Source organism: Pseudomonas sp. S30 (assembly GCF_016518545.1).
Lineage (GTDB): Bacteria > Pseudomonadota > Gammaproteobacteria > Pseudomonadales > Pseudomonadaceae > Aquipseudomonas.
The window spans coordinates 23,573-41,922 of record NZ_JACVTO010000006.1 but is presented as its reverse complement, the minus strand read 5'-3'; the positions used below and the strand labels follow the sequence as shown (position 1 = coordinate 41,922).

Genomic DNA, 18,350 nt, shown 5'->3' with positions numbered 1-18,350 from the left:
ACCCTCATTCATTCAGTGGCCCGATGACGTGCCTGTAGTGTTCAGGGCCCTGGGCGGCCTGGCGAGTCAGGGTGATTTCCACGCCGACGGGGTCGTCCTGGCGCGTGCCATTCAAGGGATGCCAGCCCTGACCAGGTTCCCACACCCGCACCTGCACGTCGCTCACTTCGTCCAGCACCGCCACGCCCTGGTCCGGTGGCGGCAGCGGGTAATGGCTGCGCGCAGGCGCGGCTGCACGGTACAACGTCTGGCCCGCCAGCCACCAGCGGACCCGCTGCAAGCCCTGCTCCGGCTGCGCTGCACTGCGGATCACATCCAGGCGAAAGCGCTGAGGGTGGGCGCCGCGCAGGGTGATCGTCGGTAGCCTGCGCGCGGGCTCGCTGTATCGGGTGAGGTTTGGCACGCCCAATTCGGTGCTGGCGTGCAAGGACAGGTCCCGCTCGAGCTGATTGAGCACACGCAGGAGGGTCTCGGTGTGTTCGGCGCTGGCTCGCAGGTGCTGATCTGCACGACTGACGCTGTCCAACCCGCGCCAGGCGATCAGGCTGACGATCGCCATCAACATGATCGCCACCATCGTTTCAATCAGCGTGAACCCTCGCTGTGCCCCCCTCATGGGGTGGTCTCCAGGCGAAACGTGCCGGCCGCGGTGCGCAGAACCGAGACGCTGTTCTGACCATCGGACAATTGCAGTCGCAGCGCCGCCTCGAACCACTCGGCGTTGAGCACCAGGCGCTGGTTCGGGATCACACGCACCTCGATCGCCGGGGTGCTCCACGCGCGGGGGCGCAGTTGCGGATCGTCGTGGAACTGATCCAGGCCAGTGCGTCGTTCATCGCGACGGCTGAAGCGAAAACCTGTGCTGTCGGCCTGCCAGGTGATCGGGCGGCCATCGGCCAGGGCTTCGGCCTGAGCCGCCTGTAGGCCCTGGAGCAGATGACTGGCGTCCTGGCGCAGCAGGTACAGTGGATCGGGCCTTACACTCAAGCCCACCGCCGTGACGGCGATGCCCATGATGACGAGCACCACCAGCAGTTCGATCAAGGTGAAGCCTGATTGTGCGGCCCTGGTCATTGCGCATTGCCTCCAGGTACTGGACATGCTTCCCAGCGTTGTGCTGTAGACTGCACAACAGGACAACAGGGAGGTTGTGTCTTGGCATTCACTTTTCGCTGTACGCCCATGCGCTGCGTGCAGTGGCTGGCGCTGCTGGCGGCACTGGCGGGCTCGCTGGCCTGCCTGACCGTGCTGCTGACGCCGCCCCCCTCCGGCGCTGCGCCGAGCGCGCAGCAAGCGCCCACGGCGCCGGTCGACAGTGCCGCGTTGCAGTGGTTTTCGAACCGGCCTGCCGAACTCGATATCAAGGTGTCCGGCGTGATGAGCAGCGCACACGGCGCACTCGCGGTGCTCAGCCTCAATGGCGCGCCCCCGCGTGCCTTTGTGCTGGGTGAACGTCTGGCCCAGGGGGTGCAGCTGGCGGCGATCGAGTCCGATAGCGTGGTGATCACGCGTGGCGACGAGCGGATACGCATCAAGGTCAACACACTGCCCGACGCCGCGCCGATACCCCGCCTGACCCGCCCCTGAACGCGCTCATCCATGCACTCGCGCAGGCCTGGCGAGCAACGTGTGCAACAGCGCCAAGGGTGGTGCCTCGCGTTGGCGATCCCATACCTTCACGGTGACCCGCATCAGGCCCGGCACTTCGCTGGCGACCACCACCTGCTCACAGCGCAAGCGCAAGCGGCCCTGGTCGCATTCGACGTTCGTGCGACCTGCGATGTACCGACCTTCGAGACGCAATTCGGCCAGCCGGCCCTGGGCCGCCATCAATGCCATCGATCGATCTCGCAACAGCATGCCGCTGTGGGTCATCAGCCCCGCGACACGCACTGTCGCCGACATGGCCACGGCGACGATCGCCAGTGCCACCAGTACCTCGATCAATGTAAAGCCTCGCTCCCTGCGTGACAGCTCCATGGGTGACTCTTCAACACAATACGGCCTGCAGCATAGCATCGCAGACGATGCGAAAGCGCTCGCGTGACGCGGAGGTTAATCGATACACCGCCAGGTTCATTTGCTATGATGCGCGCCGATCCGCACACACGCCAAGGATGGTTGAGATGGAAGTCGCTCGCGTCAAGTTTCAGTCTGCTGGAGGCCATGGCCAGCGGGGCTTCACCCTCATCGAAATCATGGTGGTCGTGGTGATCCTGGGCATCCTCGCCGCCATGGTCGTACCCAAGGTCCTCGATCGCCCCGATCAGGCCAGGGCCACGGCGGCCAGGCAGGATGTCGCGGGCCTGATGCAGGCCCTCAAGCTTTACCGCCTCGATCATGGCACCTACCCGAGCATGAACCAGGGGCTGGCCGTGCTGGCGCAGCGTCCGGCAGATGCCAAGGGCAGCGACTGGCGCGCCTACCTGGAGCGCTTGCCCAACGACCCGTGGGGGCGTGCGTACCATTACCTCAATCCCGGCGCCAACGGTGAAGTCGATGTCTTCTCCCTCGGCGCGGACGGGCAGCCCGACGGCGACGGCGTAAATGCCGATATCGGTTCCTGGCAGCTCTGAGCACTGCCGTGCGCGAACACTCCAGACAGCGCGGCGTGGCGATCATCAGTGCGCTGCTGATCGCGGCCGTGGTGGCGGTCCTGGCCGCCGGCATGCTCACGCGCCAGAGCCTGTCCACCCGTTCGCTGGAGGCTGAGCGCTCGCGCGTGCAAGGACATGCCGCGCTGCTCGGCGGCCTGGAAGCGAGCCGGCAACTGCTGTGGGATGCCTATCGGCTGCAAACCTCGACGCGGCTGGACCAGATCTGGGCACAAAGCATCAAGCTCGACCTTGGCGATGCCGATTTCGAGGGACGGCTCGAGGACCAGCAAGGCAAGTTCAACTTGCGCAACCTGATCGCCGGCCAGCGTGTCAACCTCAGGGAACTGCGCAGTTTCGAGCGGTTGTGCGCCATGCTCGGCCTCGAACCCGATATCGCGCAGCGCATCGGCCAGCGCGTGATCGCCGGCTTCGCGCAACAAGCGCATCAGCCGCCCGCCCAGGGCCGGGGTTCGACATCACCTGAGCTGGAGGCCAGGGTCATACCTGCCAGCAGGCCGATGCTGCGAAGCCTGGACGAGCTGCAGGCTGTCGCCGGCGTAGACATGCACGTGCTGGCGCGCTTGATGCCTCATGTGAGCATCCTTCCCGTCACCACCTGGGTCAACGGCAATACCGCCAGCGCCGAAGTGCTCGCCGCCGTGGTGCCCGGCCTGTCGCTGCCCCAGGCGCAGGCCCTGGTCGCGGAGCGTGATCGGGGCTTGTGGTTCCTCAATCGCGGCGACTTCCTCAACCGCCTGCGTGCGCCGCAGCTGACCGTCGATGACCTCGACGTAGGCACCTCCAGCGAGTGGTTCCTGCTTCAGGGTCATGCCCGTCTGGACAAGCGTCGGACCCGTATGCAGGCGTTGCTGTATCGCTCCCAGAGCGACTTGCCCAGCGTGATCTGGTCGAGGCTGGGCACATGAGCCTGCGCATTGCCTTGCCGCCGCTCGATGGCCTGACATCGGACAGCCCACTGGCATTCGCCTTGCTGGATCGTCACGGCCGCGTCAGCCAGACCGGCCTCGGCACCCTGGCGACGATGCAGCAGACCACTGGAGCGCACACGGTCGAGTGTTTCCTGCATCCGCTCGACAGCATTCTTTCCCGGGTACAACTGCCGCCGCTTGGCGCCGCCAGAACCCAGGCAGCGGTGGCGTGTGCGGCACAGACGCTGGTGCTGGGACGTCCCGAGCAGATGCACATCGCCCATAGCGCGGGCGATGCCGATGGGCACGTGGCCGTCAGCTGGTTGCCGCGGGAACTGGTGCAGCGCCTCGGTGACGAACTCAGACGCCACCAGCTCAAGTTGCTAGGGCTCTACCCTGCCCCCTTTCGCCTGCCGGTGCCACCGAACGGGTCGATCAGTGCCTGCGTGATGGAAGGGCACCTGCTGTTGCGCCACGGCCCGGATCAGGGCGCCGTCGAGCCCCAGGTCCAGGCGAGCCTGGACGCGCTGCAGACCCAGGGCAGTCGCCTGCTCTGGTACCCGGACAACACGCCTGCGCCTGCCCTCGACGCGGCGTCTGCCCAGGTGCCGTGGTCCGGCGCTTCACCGCGGTGGGGATTGCACGCAGGCGTAGACAAGGCACCCACCGCGCCGGTGCGCTGGGGCAAGGCGCTGGCCTGTTGCGCGCTGGCGATCGGCGTGTGGCTGCTGGCCCTGAACCTGTACGCAGCGCGCGAGGCCAGCGAAGGGCTGCGGCTCAAAAGACACATGAGCCAGCGGGTCAAACAGGCGTTCCCGGAGCTGCCCGTCATCCTCAATCCATTGCAACAGGCCCGCCAGCAATTGAGCGCGCGGCGCAACCCGACAGGTGCCGACGCGTCTGCAGACTTCGCCAGCCAGGTCCAGCACGCCGCCAGCGCCATGCCCTTCCTCGCCGGCACGGTGCAGGCCCTGGTCTTCGAGCACGCCACACTGCACATCGACTTGTCCGCCGAGGCGCGAGGCACCACCGCCGATGACACCTGGCGAGCCACCCTGGCCCAGGCCGGCATCGCCGCTGAGGCGACGCCGAACGGCTGGCGACTGCGCTCTGCCGAACCCCATGAATCCGAAACCGGTGCCATACGCGACGATGAGTAAGCACTACCTGAATCGTTGGCGTGGCCGCTGGCAACATTTCAAGACCCTCGCTCGGGCAGCCTGGCTTGGCCTGGCCGTGCGTGAGCGGCGCTTGATAGCGGCGGCTGCCGCGTTGCTCGGCGGATGGTTGTGCTGGCTGGTGCTGATCGAGCCCCCGCTGCGGACTCTCAAGCACTGGCAGGCAGAGACCCCGAAATTGCGGGCGCAATCCCAGGCACTCGAGCGGCTGCTGGACGAGATGCCCAGTCAGCCCGGCGAAGCAGCCATCCGCCACACCCTGGATACCTCGGGACTGCTCGGACACTACCAATTGACACCACTGGACAAGGGCTGGCAGTTGACGTTCGACGCCGCGCCAGCCGATGCCGTGATCGGCTGGCTGCTGAACCAGCCCAGGCAATGCTCTCTGGAAGTGGTCGAGGCCCGTTTGCAGCGAGCAAGCGGCGCCAAGGCCGATGATATGGCAGGCGCTCTGTCAGGAACTGTCCGCATGGATCAGGCGCGTAGTACTAAGGAAGCTTCATGAAGTGGTCAGGATCCAACTATCTCTGCGGCGCCGCGCCCTGGCTGCTGCTGGCACTGAGTGCCTGTAGCACGCAGACGGCGCTCCCCCCACCCGCCCCGCCCGGCGACAGCCAACTCGGCCAGCCCCTGACAGAGACCCTGCGCAGCGGCGATCCGATGGTGCAGCGCCAGCGTGACCAGGCCCTGCGCGAACGACAGCCGCCAGCTCGACACACGATCAGCAGGCCGCTGCGCCGTGACCGTGCGCCTGCCGCTGGCGCAGCGCTGAGCGATCCGCTCGGCAATCAGCCGGTGAGTCTGAATTTCGTGGACACCGACATCCAGGCAGTGGTCCGCGGGCTGTCCCGCGCCACGGGCCGGCAATTTCTCATCGACCCTCGCGTCACCGGTTCGCTGACCCTGGTGTCCGAACACCAGGTTCCCGCCCACCAGGCCTACGACATGCTGCTGACCACCTTGCGCCTGCAAGGCTTCAGCGCCGTCGAGGTGGGTGGCGTGATCCATGTGCTCCCCGAAGCCGACGCCAAATTGCTCGGTGGGCCGGTCCACAGCACCGACCAGCCTGGTGCCAGCGGCATGCTCACGCGCACCTTCCGCCTGCATTACGAGAACGCGGCGAACCTGGTGCCGGTACTGCGCCCAATCGTCTCGCCGAACAATCCGATCAATGCTTATCCGGGCAACAACACCCTGGTCATCACCGACTACGCCGACAATCTCGAACGCGTGGCGCAGCTGGTTGAGAGCATCGACACGCCCAGTGCGATCGATACCGATGTGGTGCCGCTGCAGAACGGCATCGCCGTGGACATTGCCGGCATGGTCTCGCAACTGCTGGAACAGCCAGGCGGCGATGCCACCCAGAAGATCTCGGTGGTGGGTGACCCGCGCTCGAACTCGATCATCATTCGCGCGGCCAGCCCGGAGCGCACGGAGCTGGCGCGCAACCTGGTGTACAAGCTCGATAACGTCCAGAGCAATCCGAGCAACCTGCACGTGGTGTACCTGCGCAATGCCCAGGCGGGCAAGCTGGCCCAGGCCCTGCGCGGCCTGCTCACCGGCGAAGCCGACACCGCCAGCGCCGATAACGCGCGCTCGGTGCTGGGTTCGATGGGGGGCCACGGTCGCGGCGGCCAGAACGGCCAGGGGGGCGCCAGTCAGGCCCAGGACAGCACCAGCGCCCACGAGCAGCTCGAGGGCAACTCGGGCAATCTCGCCGCTGCACAGGCAACCGAGCAAAGCGTCGCCTTCAGCGCCGGCGGTGCCACCATCCAGGCGGACGCCACCACCAACACGCTGCTCATTTCGGCACCCGAGCCGCTGTACCGCAACCTGCGAGAAGTCATCGACCTGCTGGATCAGCGACGCGCCCAAGTGGTGATCGAAAGCCTGATCGTCGAAGTCGGCGAAGACGATGCCAACGCATTCGGCGTGCAATGGCAAAGCGGCGATCTCGCGAGCAAGGGTGTGATCGGCGGCGCCAACCTGGGTGGCAGCGGTGTGCGCAGTGGTGGCCTGACCAGCATCGACGCACTGCCCGGCGGGTTGAGCGTGGGTTACCTCAACGGCACGGTGAACATACCGGGCATCGGCAACGTCCTGGATCTCAAGGTGCTGGCCAGGGCACTCAAGAGCAAAGGCGGCAGCAACGTGCTGTCGACTCCGAATCTGCTGACGCTGGACAATGAAGCGGCCAGCATCTTCGTCGGGCAGACCATTCCGTTCGTCAGCGGCAGCTACGTCACCGGTGGCGGGGGGACCAGCAACAACCCGTTCCAGACGGTGACACGCGAGGAAGTGGGGCTCAAGCTCAACGTCCGACCGCAGATCTCCGAAGGCGGCACCGTCAAGCTCGACATCTACCAGGAAGTCAGCAGCATCGACGAGCGTGCATCCGCTAGCGCCAATTCGGCGGGTGTGGTGACCAACAAGCGTGCGATCGACACCAGCATCCTGCTCGATGACGGGCAGATCATGGTGCTCGGCGGCCTCTTGCAGGACGGCTACACCCAGAGCGACGAGGCAGTGCCCTGGCTGTCGGGCATCCCCGGGCTTGGCGCGCTGTTTCGCAGCGAGCGCCGGACCAGCACCAAGACCAACCTGATGGTATTCCTGCGGCCTTACATCATCCGTGACAGCGACGGTGGGCGGGCGATCACCCTGAATCGCTACGACTTCATTCGCCGCGCCCAGAGCGCACTGCAACCGCAGCGCACCTGGGCGATGCCACCGATGCAGGCACCACAATTACCGCCATCGGACGTCGGCATGCCGGCGGCAACCGCAAGCAGCCGGTCCCGCGTGCCGATGCACGCCGAGCCGCAGCCATGAGCGCCCTGCCCTACGCCTGGGCCAGGGCGCAGCGCATCCTGCTGAGTCCTCGTGAAGACGGCGCGGTGCTGATCGTCTGCCCCTCGACACCCGGCTGGTCGATCGCCGAAGCGCGTCGGCAGTTCGGCGTGGCGCGGCTCGAACAGGTGCAGGAGGCGGCCTTCGACAGCCTGCTCGCCGCCGCCTACGCCGACACGGGCAGCGCGGCGGCCGTGGTGGGCGAGGCGGAAAACGAAGTCGACCTGGACCGTCTGATGGAGGACATCCCGGAAGTCATCGACCTGCTCGACACCCAGGACGGCGCCCCGGTGATCCGCATGATCAACGCGCTGCTCACCCAGGCCGCGCGGGACGAAGCCAGCGACATCCACATCGAGCCCTACGAAAGCCATTCGGTGGTGCGCTACAGGGTCGATGGCACCCTGCGGGACGTGGTATCGCCGCGCAAGGCCCTGCACCCGGCACTGGTGTCACGGATCAAGATCATGGCGCAACTGGACATCGCGGAAAAGCGCTTGCCCCAGGACGGTCGCATCGCACTGCGCGTCGCCGGCAGGCCCATCGACATCCGGGTGTCGACCGTGCCCACAGGCCATGGTGAGCGGGTGGTCATGCGCCTGCTCGACAAACAGACAGGACGGCTGCACCTGGAAACCCTGGGCATGGACCCGCAGATACTGGCCAAGCTGGACCAGTTGATCCGTCAGCCGCACGGCATCGTACTGGTGACCGGCCCCACGGGTAGCGGCAAGACCACCAGCCTCTACGCCGCTCTCGCTCGGCTCGACGCCAGCAGCAGCAATATCCTGACCGTCGAAGATCCGGTGGAGTACGACCTGCCCGGCATCAGCCAGATCCAGGTCAACGCCAGGATCGACCTGACCTTCGCCCAGGCCTTGCGAGCGATCCTTCGTCAGGATCCGGACATCATCATGATCGGCGAGATTCGTGATCTGGAGACCGCTCAGATCGCGGTGCAGGCTTCGCTGACCGGGCACCTGGTGCTGGCCACGCTGCATACCAACGACGCGGTGTCGGCCGTCAACCGGCTGACTGACATGGGCGTAGAACCCTTTCTGCTCGCCTCTTCACTGCTGGGAGTCCTGGCACAGCGGCTGGTGCGGCGCCTGTGCAGCCATTGCAAGCAGCCAGACCCGGTGCACCCTGACACCTGGCGAGCGGTCGGTTGCACGGTCTGTAACCACAGCGGCTATAGCGGCCGCACCGGCATCCACGAATTGTTCTGTATCGACGATGGCCTGCGCGCCCTGATCCACCAGGGTGCCGACGAAATCGCGCTGCGTGCCACCGCTCGCCAGGCGGGCATGTCCAGCCTGCGCGAAGATGGTCAACGCTGGGTGCGCGCCGGCGTCACTGCGGCGCAGGAAATCCTGCGTGTGACACGGGACGCCTGATGGAGCGCTATCGTTTCGAAGCCGCCGACACCACAGGCAAGGTAGAGTCCGGGCTGATCGAGGCCGAGAGCGCGCGCGCAGCGCTCGATGCCTTGCGCAGCCGAGGCCTCACCGCACTGTCGCTGCAGTTGGAAAAACCGGGGGCCGCTGACGGCCATGCGCTGTTCGGCGCCAGGCTCTCGGACAACGACCTGGCCTGGTCCACCCGGCAACTGGCCAGTCTGCTGGGCGCCAGCCTGCCGTTGGAGGCGGCCCTGAGCGCCACGGTGGAGCAGGCGGAGAAAAAGCACATTGCCATGACCTTGAGCGCCGTGCGCGGCGATGTCCGCAGTGGCATGCGCCTGGCCGAGGCGATGGCCAGACGGCCTCGGGATTTCCCGACCATCTATCACGCACTGGTGAGCGCCGGCGAGGCGTCTGGAGACCTCGCGCAGGTGATGGAACGGCTGGCCGACTACATGGAGGAGCGCAACAACCTGCGCAGCAAGGTGCTCACCGCGCTGATCTATCCAGGTGTGGTCGGCCTGGTGTCGATCGCGATCGTGATCTTCCTGCTGAGCTATGTGGTGCCGCAGGTGGTCAGCGCCTTTTCCCAGGCACGCCAGGACTTGCCAGGGCTGACGGTGGCGATGCTCGAAGCCAGTGATTTCATTCGCGCCTGGGGTGGCGTGTGTTTCGCACTCATGACCGCAGGTTTCACGGGATGGCGCCTCTACCTGCGCAACCCTACAGCGCGCCTGAAATGGCACAGCCGCGTGCTCCGGCTGCCGTTGGTGGGTCGCTTCGTACAAGGGATGAACACGGCGCGGTTCGCCTCGACCCTGGCCATTCTCGGCGCCGCTGGCGTGCCATTGCTGCGTGCCCTGGAGGCGGCGCGGCAAACCCTGTCCAATGATCGCCTGCACCTGAGCGTGAATGATGCCACCGCGAAGGTGCGTCAGGGCGTGAGCCTGGCCGCTGCGCTGCGGGTCGAAAAGGTGTTTCCACCCGTGCTGATACACCTCATCGCCAGCGGTGAAAAAACCGGTGCGCTGCCGCCGATGCTGGAGCGGGCCGCGCAGACACTGTCGCGTGATATCGAGCGCCGCGCCATGGCGCTGACGGCACTGCTGGAGCCCCTGATGATCGTGGTGATGGGTGCCGTGGTGCTGGTCATTGTGATGGCCGTGCTGTTACCGATCATCGAGATCAACCAGTTGGTCCAGTAGCCCCGCGCGAGCGGAGCGAAAGCCCTCGTCACCGAGGGCTCCCATTGCCCTATGGCGCGGTTCGGTCAGAGCTTGCCGGCACCGGCCTTGGCCTTGACGTCAGCCGCGACCTGGCTGGCTGCCAGCGGCTTGTAGCTGTAAGGAGGGGTCCAGCCAATGTCGGACTTCCAGGAACAGGTCAGCGCGCTGCCATTGAGGGTGGAGCCACTGTCCTTGTAGACGGTGCCGCCGTAGTCTCCGGCGATTTTCGCACAGCCGCTGATACCGCTTATTTCGAACGCGTTGTTCTGGGAGAAGATTCTCGAATTCTTGCCAACGCCATGGGCGTACGAGAAGGGGTAGACCTTATCGTTGAGGCTGCCCACATGGTAGTTGTTGTACAGGTGCACCTGACCGAAGCGAACGCGTGGCGCGCGTGCCGAAATATTCTCGAACAGGGAATTGTGGATCGTCACCTTGAGCTTGCCGTCATCGCTGGTACGGCTGTCGCTCGAACCGATCAGGTTGTTCTTCTCGTGGGACCTGAACACCGTGTACGAAATGGTCACGTAGTTCGCACCGTTCTTCACGTCCAGCGCGCCGTCGTGATGCTGTTTGGGCCGACCGTTTGCAGTACCGTTCTGCGCGTCGGTGCGACGACCATCGGTGAAGGTGACATGGTCGACCCACACGTTGTTGGCGCCTTCGATGGTCAAGCCATCGTACTCGGAGTTCCAGTTGCCTTCCTTGCCATCATTGGCGTCCCAGATCGGCTCTGGATCCCACGGATTCTCGATGGTGAGGTTGCGGATGATGACGTCGTTCTCCTTGGCGTAGAAGAACCCCTCGCGAATTTCGGCAGTCTTGGTGGTGCCAACGATCGTGGTCTTGCCAGGAATGTCCAGGCGACCGCGCTTCTTCATGTCGGCCGTGCTGGTGTAGGCCTTGCCCTCACTGACGTCGATCACGCCGGTGATCTTGATGATGCGTCCGTTGCTTCCCACCGCCGCGCCCAGTGCCGACTTCAACTCAGCCGCGTTCTTTACCGTGTAGATATTCGCCGCGCTGGCCTTGGAGCCACCTTTGGTACCACCGTTCTGGGTGGCCCAGCCGGTCGTGGCCGTTTCGAGCCAGATGTCTGCAGCGTGCGCCGGAACAGCGCCGAGCATCAGTGCGCCGAACAGGGCACCGGCCAATCTGCATGGGGTGAAGGTGGATGCTGTAGCCATGAATAATCGAATCCTTGATCAATGATGATTTCAAACACGCCCAGGCAGGGCGCGTTTTCGAGCGAACGTCCGTGTCGTCGATGCGGCGAAACGAAGTCGAACGTTCGCTGCGCGCGGATAGTAGCATGCGGCTGCGGGGGATCGGGAAGCGGTCGATGCGAAAGACGTCGCCATCGCCACCTCCCGTGCGCAACACGGCCCGGCCCTGGCCGCCGTCACTGCGCAGCAGTGGCCAGCCAGCGTTACATCTCACCCCACAGATTGCCGTACAGCCCCTGCACCGGTGGCGGATACCACGTTGTACCGGTTGATCCACACTGGCGAGCGGCTTCAAAGCCATGGTTGCACGGGCCTGCGTCGAAAAGTCCCGGCATGCTGACTTCCCAGACGGCGCCTAGTGTCCGGTGGCATCCTTCGTCACTTGCACTCGGAGAACCTTGTTAGCAGCGGTGATATAGGCCCAACTTTCCTGACTATCCGAACAGAATGTCAGGTTGCTGGTGTCGCTCGCCGTGACCAACAACTTGCCCAGCGGCTTGCCGGTCGGGGCAAAGACCTGGATGCCTTCCTTGCTGCTGCTCCAGACGTTGCCCAGGGCATCCACCTTGATACCGTCGGGAATGCCGGATTGGATCTCGGCAAAGACCTTGCCGTCGCTCAGGCGACCGTCGCGGACCTCGTAAACCATGATGCGGTGCGCCAGCGTCTTGTCGCTGAAGTCGTGAGCCATCTGCGAGTCGGCCACATACAACAGCTGTTGATCCGGCGAAAAGGCCAGCCCGTTGGGTGACTGCACCTCTGGCGTATCGAGACGCGTGATCTCACCGGTATCGGGTACATATCGATAGACGAACTCGCCGCCCTGCTCGGGTGTTCCACCATAACCTTCGCTTTTGCTCAGCACCCCGAAGGTAGGGTCGGTGAACCACAGCGCGCCGCGGTTATCCGCCACCACATCGTTCGGGCTATTCAACCGCTTGCCTTGGTAGGTGTCGACCAGAGTCCGCCACTCACCGGTGGTCTCCTGCCGCACGATACCGCGCCTGCCGTGGGACGCTGCGACCACACGGCCCTGCGCATCCAGCGTATGACCGTTCTGGAAGTCGGCCTTCTCCAGCCAGGTCGACACGCCCTCGTTCGCTTGCCAGCCGCTGACCTTGTTCGCCTTGATATCGCTCCATATGACACGACCATTCGGCAGACATAGCGGCCCTTCCGCCCATTTCGCTTGATCGGTAAGCAACTCGACCCGGGCCTTGGCGTCGACCAGTTGGCTGAACGCCGGATCTATGACCACTTGCCGGACAGGCGTCTGGGGAGTGGCTGCGCTGGCAGAACCTGCGAAAAGCATCGCGCTGGCAAGCACACAGGACGAAGGGTTCAGAAACAGTTTTTCAAGGGTTCGATTCATGTATTCAGATCCGTCTGAAATCAGTAGGCACAGCGGCCGGTGGTACGCTTCTCAGCCACACCTGGCTTGAGCTTGATGATCAACTGCACATTGGGTTCATCGCCTACGGTGCGTGTCAGGTGGCCTACACGGTCGTCATCCGGACGCGGCCGCGACGGGGTATCGGCGTTGAACTGCATCTCGCCCGGCCCCTGGACCAGTACCGTGCCATCGGTGGTCTCCACCGACCATCGACCCTGCAAGGTGACCACCCACTGAGGCCCCGGCGCATGATGCCAATTGCCGACATAGCCCGGCGGCAACACAGCATAGGCAATGCTCTCGATATCGTCGGGAGAGATGCCAATCCACTGTGGCGCGGCCGGTGGTGCGTAGCTTTTGAACTCAAGACCTTCCAGGCGGCAATGACCCACGTGAGTGGCGCCTTTCTCATCCGCCCATAACGTGGCGTAAGAGATCGGTGGCTGTAGCTGGCCATTGCTTTGAGTCTTTTGCGGTGAGTCTTTCGGAACCGATTCAACGGTGGCCCCGGCACTTGCGACACCCACGTAGGCGGCGCAGAACAGCGCCAATACAGATAGAGATTTCATCGAGCCCTCCATATAGGGGAAATTTTACATATACCTCATCGCAGCGGCGGTCAGGACTGGTGTAGAGGAGACGACCAGTGTTTCTGTAAATCGCGGCGTATGGCTTCGATCACTCAGAGCCACAGAAGGTGCCCGGATGTTTCAGACACCTACTGCGCCGGACGCCGTCCCCAGAGTGGCGGTGCCCAGTGAAGCACGTCCAGGCAATAGAACATGGCGAAGACAATGGAAAAGCCAGCCGCGCATATTCAACTCTCCTGACCCGGCATGATCTCTTGGACGCTAGCAGGGTGATGGGCGGATGAAAGGCGAAACCCTGAGCAGTGACCGGGCTTCGCCAGATGATGCGACGCGTTTATGTTTGCTATCTGTGGAAAGCAAGATCGAACGCAATCATGCGCAGGCGCGCGTTAGTTCCCCATCGACCAACCGCAGCAAGTTCAAGGGATTGCTGCTTTGCAGGGGTGGTGGAAGCAATGCGTCTGGATAGTTCTGGAAACACACTGGCCGCATATATCGGTCGATGGCCAGCGTACCTACAGAGGTGCCGCGGGAGTCGGAAGTCGCCGGGTACGGCCCGCCATGGACCATGGCATCACAGACTTCCACTCCGGTCGGGTAGCCGTTGATCAATACCCTGCCGACTTTCTCCTGCAACAGCTCGCTCAACCAGCCACACTCACCCAACTCCCCTGGCTCGCCGAGCAGCGTAGCCGTCAATTGGCCGCGCAGGGCTCGGATGGCGGCCGCCAATTGCTGCTGATCTTCGACCTCGATCACCAAGGTCGCAGGGCCGAAGACCTCTTCCTGCAGCAGTTCATCACCGCTGAGCAACAGGCTGACATCGGCCTGGAACAACTGTGGCCGAGCCTGGTTGCCGACCTCTTCACCGCCTGCCAGATGGCGGATGCCCGGATGCTGGTGCAACTGCTGCAGCCCTTTGCGGTAGCTGGCGAGAGTGCCACGGTTGAGCATGGTTTGCGCCGGCTGACCGGCCATCTGTGCCTTGAACTGCTCGACGAACGCACTGAAGGCTGACGAGCGAAGACCCAGGACAAGACCGGGGTTGGTGCAGAACTGGCCACAGCCGAGGGTCACCGAAGCACTGAGCTCACGGGCGATGGTTTCGCTGCGCGCTTGCAGGGCGCCCGGCAGCAGGATCACCGGGTTGATGCTGGACATCTCGGCGAACACCGGGATCGGCTGGGGCCGTTCGGCAGCCAGGCGGCTCAGCGCGTTGCCGCCCTTGAGCGACCCGGTGAAGCCCACCGCCTGTATCGCCGGGTGCTTGACCAGCCATTCCCCCACGCCACCGCCGTAGATCATATTGAAAACGCCTGCCGGCATGCCGGTGCGATCAGCGGCACGGATGATGGCATCGGCCACCCATTCGGCCGTGGCCATATGGCCGCTATGGGCCTTGACCACCACGGGGCAGCCAGCGGCCAGCGCCGAGGCCGTGTCACCGCCAGCGGTGGAGAACGCCAGCGGGAAGTTGCTGGCACCGAACACTGCCACAGGGCCAACGCCAATGCGGCACTGGCGCACATCCGGGCGCGGTAGCGGCTGTCGATCCGGTAACGCGCGGTCGATGCGCGCACCATGGAAATCACCGCGGCGCAGCACCTTGGCGAACAGGCGCATCTGCCCGCTGGTACGGCCGCGCTCGCCCAGGATACGCCCGGCAGGCAGCGCGGTCTCACGGCAGACAGTGGCGATGAAATCATCACCCAGCGCGTCCAGTTCGTCAGCGATGGCGTCGAGGAACTCTGCGCGTCGACCAGCAGGCAGGCCGCGCAAGACCGGGAAGGCGCTGGCGGCGGCGTTGGCGGCCGCATCGACCTCCGCTGCTGTAGCCTGGCTGAAGGCGCCAGGCAGCGCTTCGCCCGTGGCGGCGTCAAGGCTCTGAAGGCGAACCTCACCCAGCGCCGAGCGCTGTCCGCCGATGTAGTTGTGACCAAGGATGCGGGTCATGTAGGGCTCCGTAATCGAGTGGACAAGTGTCAGGTGATGGCGCCGATCTGCCACGGCACGAATTCGTTCTGGCCGTAGCCGTGCTGCTCGCTCTTGCTGCGCTCGCCCGAGGCGATGGCCAGCATCAACCGATAGATGTGCTCGCCGCGCTCTTCGATGGTCGTGCTGCCGTCGGCGATGCCACCGCAGTTCACGTCCATGTCTTCTTCCTGGGATTGCCACAGGCGCGTGTTGGTGGCCAATTTGATCGAAGGCGATGGCGCACAGCCGTAGGCTGAACCGCGACCGGTGGTGAAAGCGATCAGATTGGCCCCTCCAGCGACCTGGCCGGTCGCGGAAATCGGGTCGTAGCCGGGCGTGTCCATGAACACCAGGCCGTGGGCGCGGACCGGCTCGGCGTATTCATAGACGTCCACCAGGTCGCTGGACCCGGCCTTGGCCACGGCACCAAGAGATTTCTCGAGGATGGTGGTCAGGCCGCCGGCCTTGTTGCCGGCCGATGGGTTGTTGTTCAGTTCAGCGCCCATGCGCTGGCAGTAAGCTTCCCACCATCGGATGCGGGCGATGAGTTTTTCACCCACCTGCCGGCTCACCGCGCGACGGGTCAAAAGATGCTCGGCGCCGTAGACTTCCGGGGTTTCCGAGAGGATTGCGGTACCGCCCGCCGCGACCAGGCGGTCCACGGCATTGCCCAACGCCGGGTTGGCGGTGATGCCGGAGTAGCCGTCCGAACCGCCGCACTGCAAGCCTACGGTGAGATGACGAACGCTCACCGGCTCGCGCTGCACGGCGTTAGCCTCGGCCAGCAGTGTCTTGATCTGGGCGATGCCGCTGGCGATCGTCTTGGAGGTGCCGCCGGTGCCCTGGATGGTGAACGTACGCAGGGTATTGCAGCTTTCCAGGCCTTGTGCCGCCAGCAGGTCGGGAATCTGGTTGGTTTCGCAGCCCAGGCCGATCATCAGCACCGAGTGAAAGTTGGCGTGCACTGCGTAGCCGCCGAGGGTACGTTGCAGCATGGCCAGGGCTTCCCCTCCCGGGTCGACCGCGCAGCCGACGCCGTGGGTCAGGGCCACCACGCCATCGACGTTGGGGTAGGCTTCGAGGACCTCCGGGTGAATGTCGCGACGGAAGTGGTCGGCGATGGCCCGGGCCACCGTAGCCGAACAGTTCACCGAGGTGAGGATGCCGATGTAGTTACGGGTGGCAACCTGGCCATTGGCTCGGACAATGCCCATGAAGGTGTCTTCCACGGGCTGTCTGAGGCCTTTGGCGTCGATGCCGAAGGCATAGTCGCGGCTGAAGTCGCCCATCGCCAGGTTATGCACGTGGACATGTTGGCCGGCAGCGATGGCCTGGCCGGCGAAGCCGATGATCTGGCCATAGCGGCGCAGCGCCTCACCAACGGCGATATCGCGCGCAGCCACCTTGTGGCCGGCGGGAATCGGCTCGCGCACCTGGATGCCTTCAGGCAATTGCAGGCCTTCGGTAAGTGGCTGGCGGGCGATGAGCACATCGTCCAGCGGATTGAGTCGGATCACGGCCAAGGCAGCCTGTTCACTGCCTGTACTTGTAATAAGTTGCATCACGGTCACCTCAAAGACAGGGGCTCATACCCGGTAGAGCTCAGGCCAGCCCGCGCTCGCGATAGTCGATCAGGCCGGAAAACAGCATCAGGCCGAAAGCCATCACCACGAAGAAGATCAGGGCGAAGAAATAGGAGCCTGTGAATTGCACGATCAGGCCGATCAGGATCGGTACGATGACGCCGACCATGTTGCCGCAGAAGTTCATGCTGCCACCGAGCACGCCGGCCTTGGACTTGCCGCCGAGGATGGCGGGCAAGCACCAGTACATGCCGCACCAGCGGATGAAGAACAGGGCGACGCACAGCAGGCCGATGACCAGCGTGGCCTGCGGGGTATAGGCCACCAGCAGGATGCACAGCGCGGCAACGGCGGCGGACCCGACGAACATGGTGCGCATCACGGTGTTCGGTTGGGCGCCACGGGTGCGCCACTTATCGGCGATCCATCCCCCGATCAGCTCGCCGACGAAACCGCACATGAAGATCAGGAAGGTGGCACCGCCCATCGCCTTGATATCGAGGTTGTGGGTCTGGTGCAGATAGCTCGGCATCCAGGTCAGCAGGCCATAGAACACGCTGTTGTAGCAGGCGTAGCCGGCGAACATGCACAGCACCGACCGACTTTTGAGCAATTCCTTGAGGACGGCCTTGCGATTGCCGCTGGCCTTGCTCGCGGCGTCATTGGCCTGGGTGATGTAGTCCAGCTCGGCCTTGTTCACCAGCGGGTGTTCGCTTGGGTGGTTGCGGATGTACCACCAGGCCCAGACACCGACCACCACGGTGCCGACACCCGCGATGACGAACGCGATGCGCCAGGAGTCGAACCAGGTGATCAGGCCGGCGATGATGATCGCGCCGAAAGCGGTACCCAGCGGCGCGCCGCCGTCCACCAGCGTGGCACCGCGGCCGCGCTCGTTGGGCGTCAGCCAGGCGCCATTGAGCTTGGCGCCGGCCGGCATGATCGGCGACTCGGCGACACCGAGACCGACGCGGGTGATCAGCAGCGTGATCCAGTTGTGGGCCATCCCGCCCAGGGCCTGGAACGCGCCCCAACCGACGGTGGCGACGCCGACGATGTTGCGCACCTGAAAGCGGTCCAGCAGCATGCCACTCGGAATCTGCATCAGCGCATAAGACCAGAAGAAGGCGCTGAGAATGAGCCCCTCCAGGGCCGGCGTCAGTTCGAACTCGGTGGAAATCAACGGTAAGGCTACCGACAGCGAGGCGCGGTCGATGTAGTTGATCGCTGCCAGCAATAGCAGGATAAGGAAGATGCGCCAGCGCACGGTGGTCGGGCGGGCGCTGTCGGAGGCTGCAAGGGCGGCCGAGGGGGCCGCCGAATAGGGGCTGTTCTTCATGCTCATCTCGCTTTTATGTTTATTATGAAATGCTGAACGGCGCCTCCTTGCGCACGCGT

The 18,350-nt window shown here is 64.5% G+C and carries 17 protein-coding genes; 8 read left to right on the top strand and 9 right to left on the bottom strand.

Annotation, left to right across the window (positions count from 1 at the left end; genetic code table 11):
- Positions 1–4: 4 nt before the first annotated feature.
- Entirely contained in the window at positions 5–616 is a 612-nt protein-coding gene (locus IAE34_RS08715; protein ID WP_200138477.1) for a type II secretion system protein GspJ, read from the bottom strand.
- Positions 613–1,074: a GspH/FimT family pseudopilin gene (locus IAE34_RS08710; protein WP_200138476.1), complete on the bottom strand. Its 462-nt coding sequence runs from the start codon at positions 1,072–1,074 to the stop codon at positions 613–615. The genes IAE34_RS08715 and IAE34_RS08710 overlap by 4 nt, the downstream gene beginning before the upstream one ends.
- Positions 1,075–1,155: 81 nt before the next feature.
- Between IAE34_RS08710 and IAE34_RS08705 the strand changes: the two genes are divergently transcribed.
- A complete protein-coding gene (locus IAE34_RS08705) occupies positions 1,156–1,587 on the top strand; it encodes a type II secretion system protein N (RefSeq protein ID WP_200138475.1) in 432 nt (143 codons plus the stop codon).
- A gap of 6 nt (positions 1,588–1,593) precedes the next feature.
- Here the strand turns inward: IAE34_RS08705 and gspI are convergent, their stop codons facing one another.
- Positions 1,594–1,980: a type II secretion system minor pseudopilin GspI gene (gene gspI, locus IAE34_RS08700; protein WP_200138474.1), complete on the bottom strand. Its 387-nt coding sequence runs from the start codon at positions 1,978–1,980 to the stop codon at positions 1,594–1,596.
- Between the two features lie 146 nt (positions 1,981–2,126).
- Between gspI and gspG the strand changes: the two genes are divergently transcribed.
- Genes gspG through gspF form a run of 7 tightly spaced genes read left to right on the top strand, consistent with a single transcriptional unit; the run spans position 2,127 to position 10,165 of the window.
- Positions 2,127–2,576, top strand: coding sequence for a type II secretion system major pseudopilin GspG (gene gspG, locus IAE34_RS08695; RefSeq protein WP_200138473.1), 450 nt, complete (start codon positions 2,127–2,129; stop codon positions 2,574–2,576).
- Between the two features lie 8 nt (positions 2,577–2,584).
- The gene (gene gspK / locus IAE34_RS08690) at positions 2,585–3,523 is read left to right on the top strand and encodes a type II secretion system minor pseudopilin GspK (RefSeq protein ID WP_325100979.1); all 939 of its coding nucleotides are present in this window, start codon (positions 2,585–2,587) and stop codon (positions 3,521–3,523) included.
- Complete coding sequence (gspL, locus tag IAE34_RS08685) at positions 3,520–4,686, top strand: type II secretion system protein GspL (RefSeq protein ID WP_200138472.1); 1,167 nt, start codon at positions 3,520–3,522, stop codon at positions 4,684–4,686. Before gspK ends, gspL begins: the two co-directional genes overlap by 4 nt.
- Complete coding sequence (gspM, locus tag IAE34_RS08680; protein ID WP_200138471.1) at positions 4,679–5,212, top strand: type II secretion system protein GspM; 534 nt, start codon at positions 4,679–4,681, stop codon at positions 5,210–5,212. The genes gspL and gspM overlap by 8 nt, the downstream gene beginning before the upstream one ends.
- Positions 5,209–7,542: a type II secretion system secretin GspD gene (gspD, locus tag IAE34_RS08675; RefSeq protein WP_200138470.1), complete on the top strand. Its 2,334-nt coding sequence runs from the start codon at positions 5,209–5,211 to the stop codon at positions 7,540–7,542. Before gspM ends, gspD begins: the two co-directional genes overlap by 4 nt.
- A complete protein-coding gene (gene gspE, locus IAE34_RS08670) occupies positions 7,539–8,957 on the top strand; it encodes a type II secretion system ATPase GspE (protein WP_200138469.1) in 1,419 nt (472 codons plus the stop codon). The genes gspD and gspE overlap by 4 nt, the downstream gene beginning before the upstream one ends.
- On the top strand, positions 8,957–10,165 hold the full coding sequence (gene gspF, locus IAE34_RS08665) for a type II secretion system inner membrane protein GspF (RefSeq protein WP_200138468.1): 1,209 nt from the start codon (positions 8,957–8,959) through the stop codon (positions 10,163–10,165). Before gspE ends, gspF begins: the two co-directional genes overlap by 1 nt.
- A gap of 65 nt (positions 10,166–10,230) precedes the next feature.
- On the opposite strand, the gene IAE34_RS08660 is transcribed toward gspF, so the two are convergent.
- The 6 genes from IAE34_RS08660 to IAE34_RS08635 form a co-directional block, all read right to left on the bottom strand.
- Entirely contained in the window at positions 10,231–11,373 is a 1,143-nt protein-coding gene (locus IAE34_RS08660) for a pectate lyase family protein (RefSeq protein ID WP_200138467.1), read from the bottom strand.
- A gap of 394 nt (positions 11,374–11,767) precedes the next feature.
- A complete protein-coding gene (locus tag IAE34_RS08655; protein WP_200138466.1) occupies positions 11,768–12,784 on the bottom strand; it encodes an SMP-30/gluconolactonase/LRE family protein in 1,017 nt (338 codons plus the stop codon).
- A gap of 20 nt (positions 12,785–12,804) precedes the next feature.
- Complete coding sequence (locus IAE34_RS08650; protein ID WP_200138465.1) at positions 12,805–13,374, bottom strand: hypothetical protein; 570 nt, start codon at positions 13,372–13,374, stop codon at positions 12,805–12,807.
- A gap of 393 nt (positions 13,375–13,767) precedes the next feature.
- Positions 13,768–15,348 carry an aldehyde dehydrogenase (NADP(+)) gene (locus IAE34_RS08645; protein ID WP_200138464.1) on the bottom strand — a complete coding sequence of 527 codons (1,581 nt, stop codon included), beginning with the start codon at positions 15,346–15,348 and terminating at the stop codon, positions 13,768–13,770.
- Positions 15,349–15,377: 29 nt separating this feature from the next.
- Positions 15,378–16,931, bottom strand: coding sequence for a UxaA family hydrolase (locus tag IAE34_RS08640; protein ID WP_200138463.1), 1,554 nt, complete (start codon positions 16,929–16,931; stop codon positions 15,378–15,380).
- Between the two features lie 40 nt (positions 16,932–16,971).
- A complete protein-coding gene (locus IAE34_RS08635; protein ID WP_200138462.1) occupies positions 16,972–18,291 on the bottom strand; it encodes an MFS transporter in 1,320 nt (439 codons plus the stop codon).
- Positions 18,292–18,350: the final 59 nt, after the last annotated feature.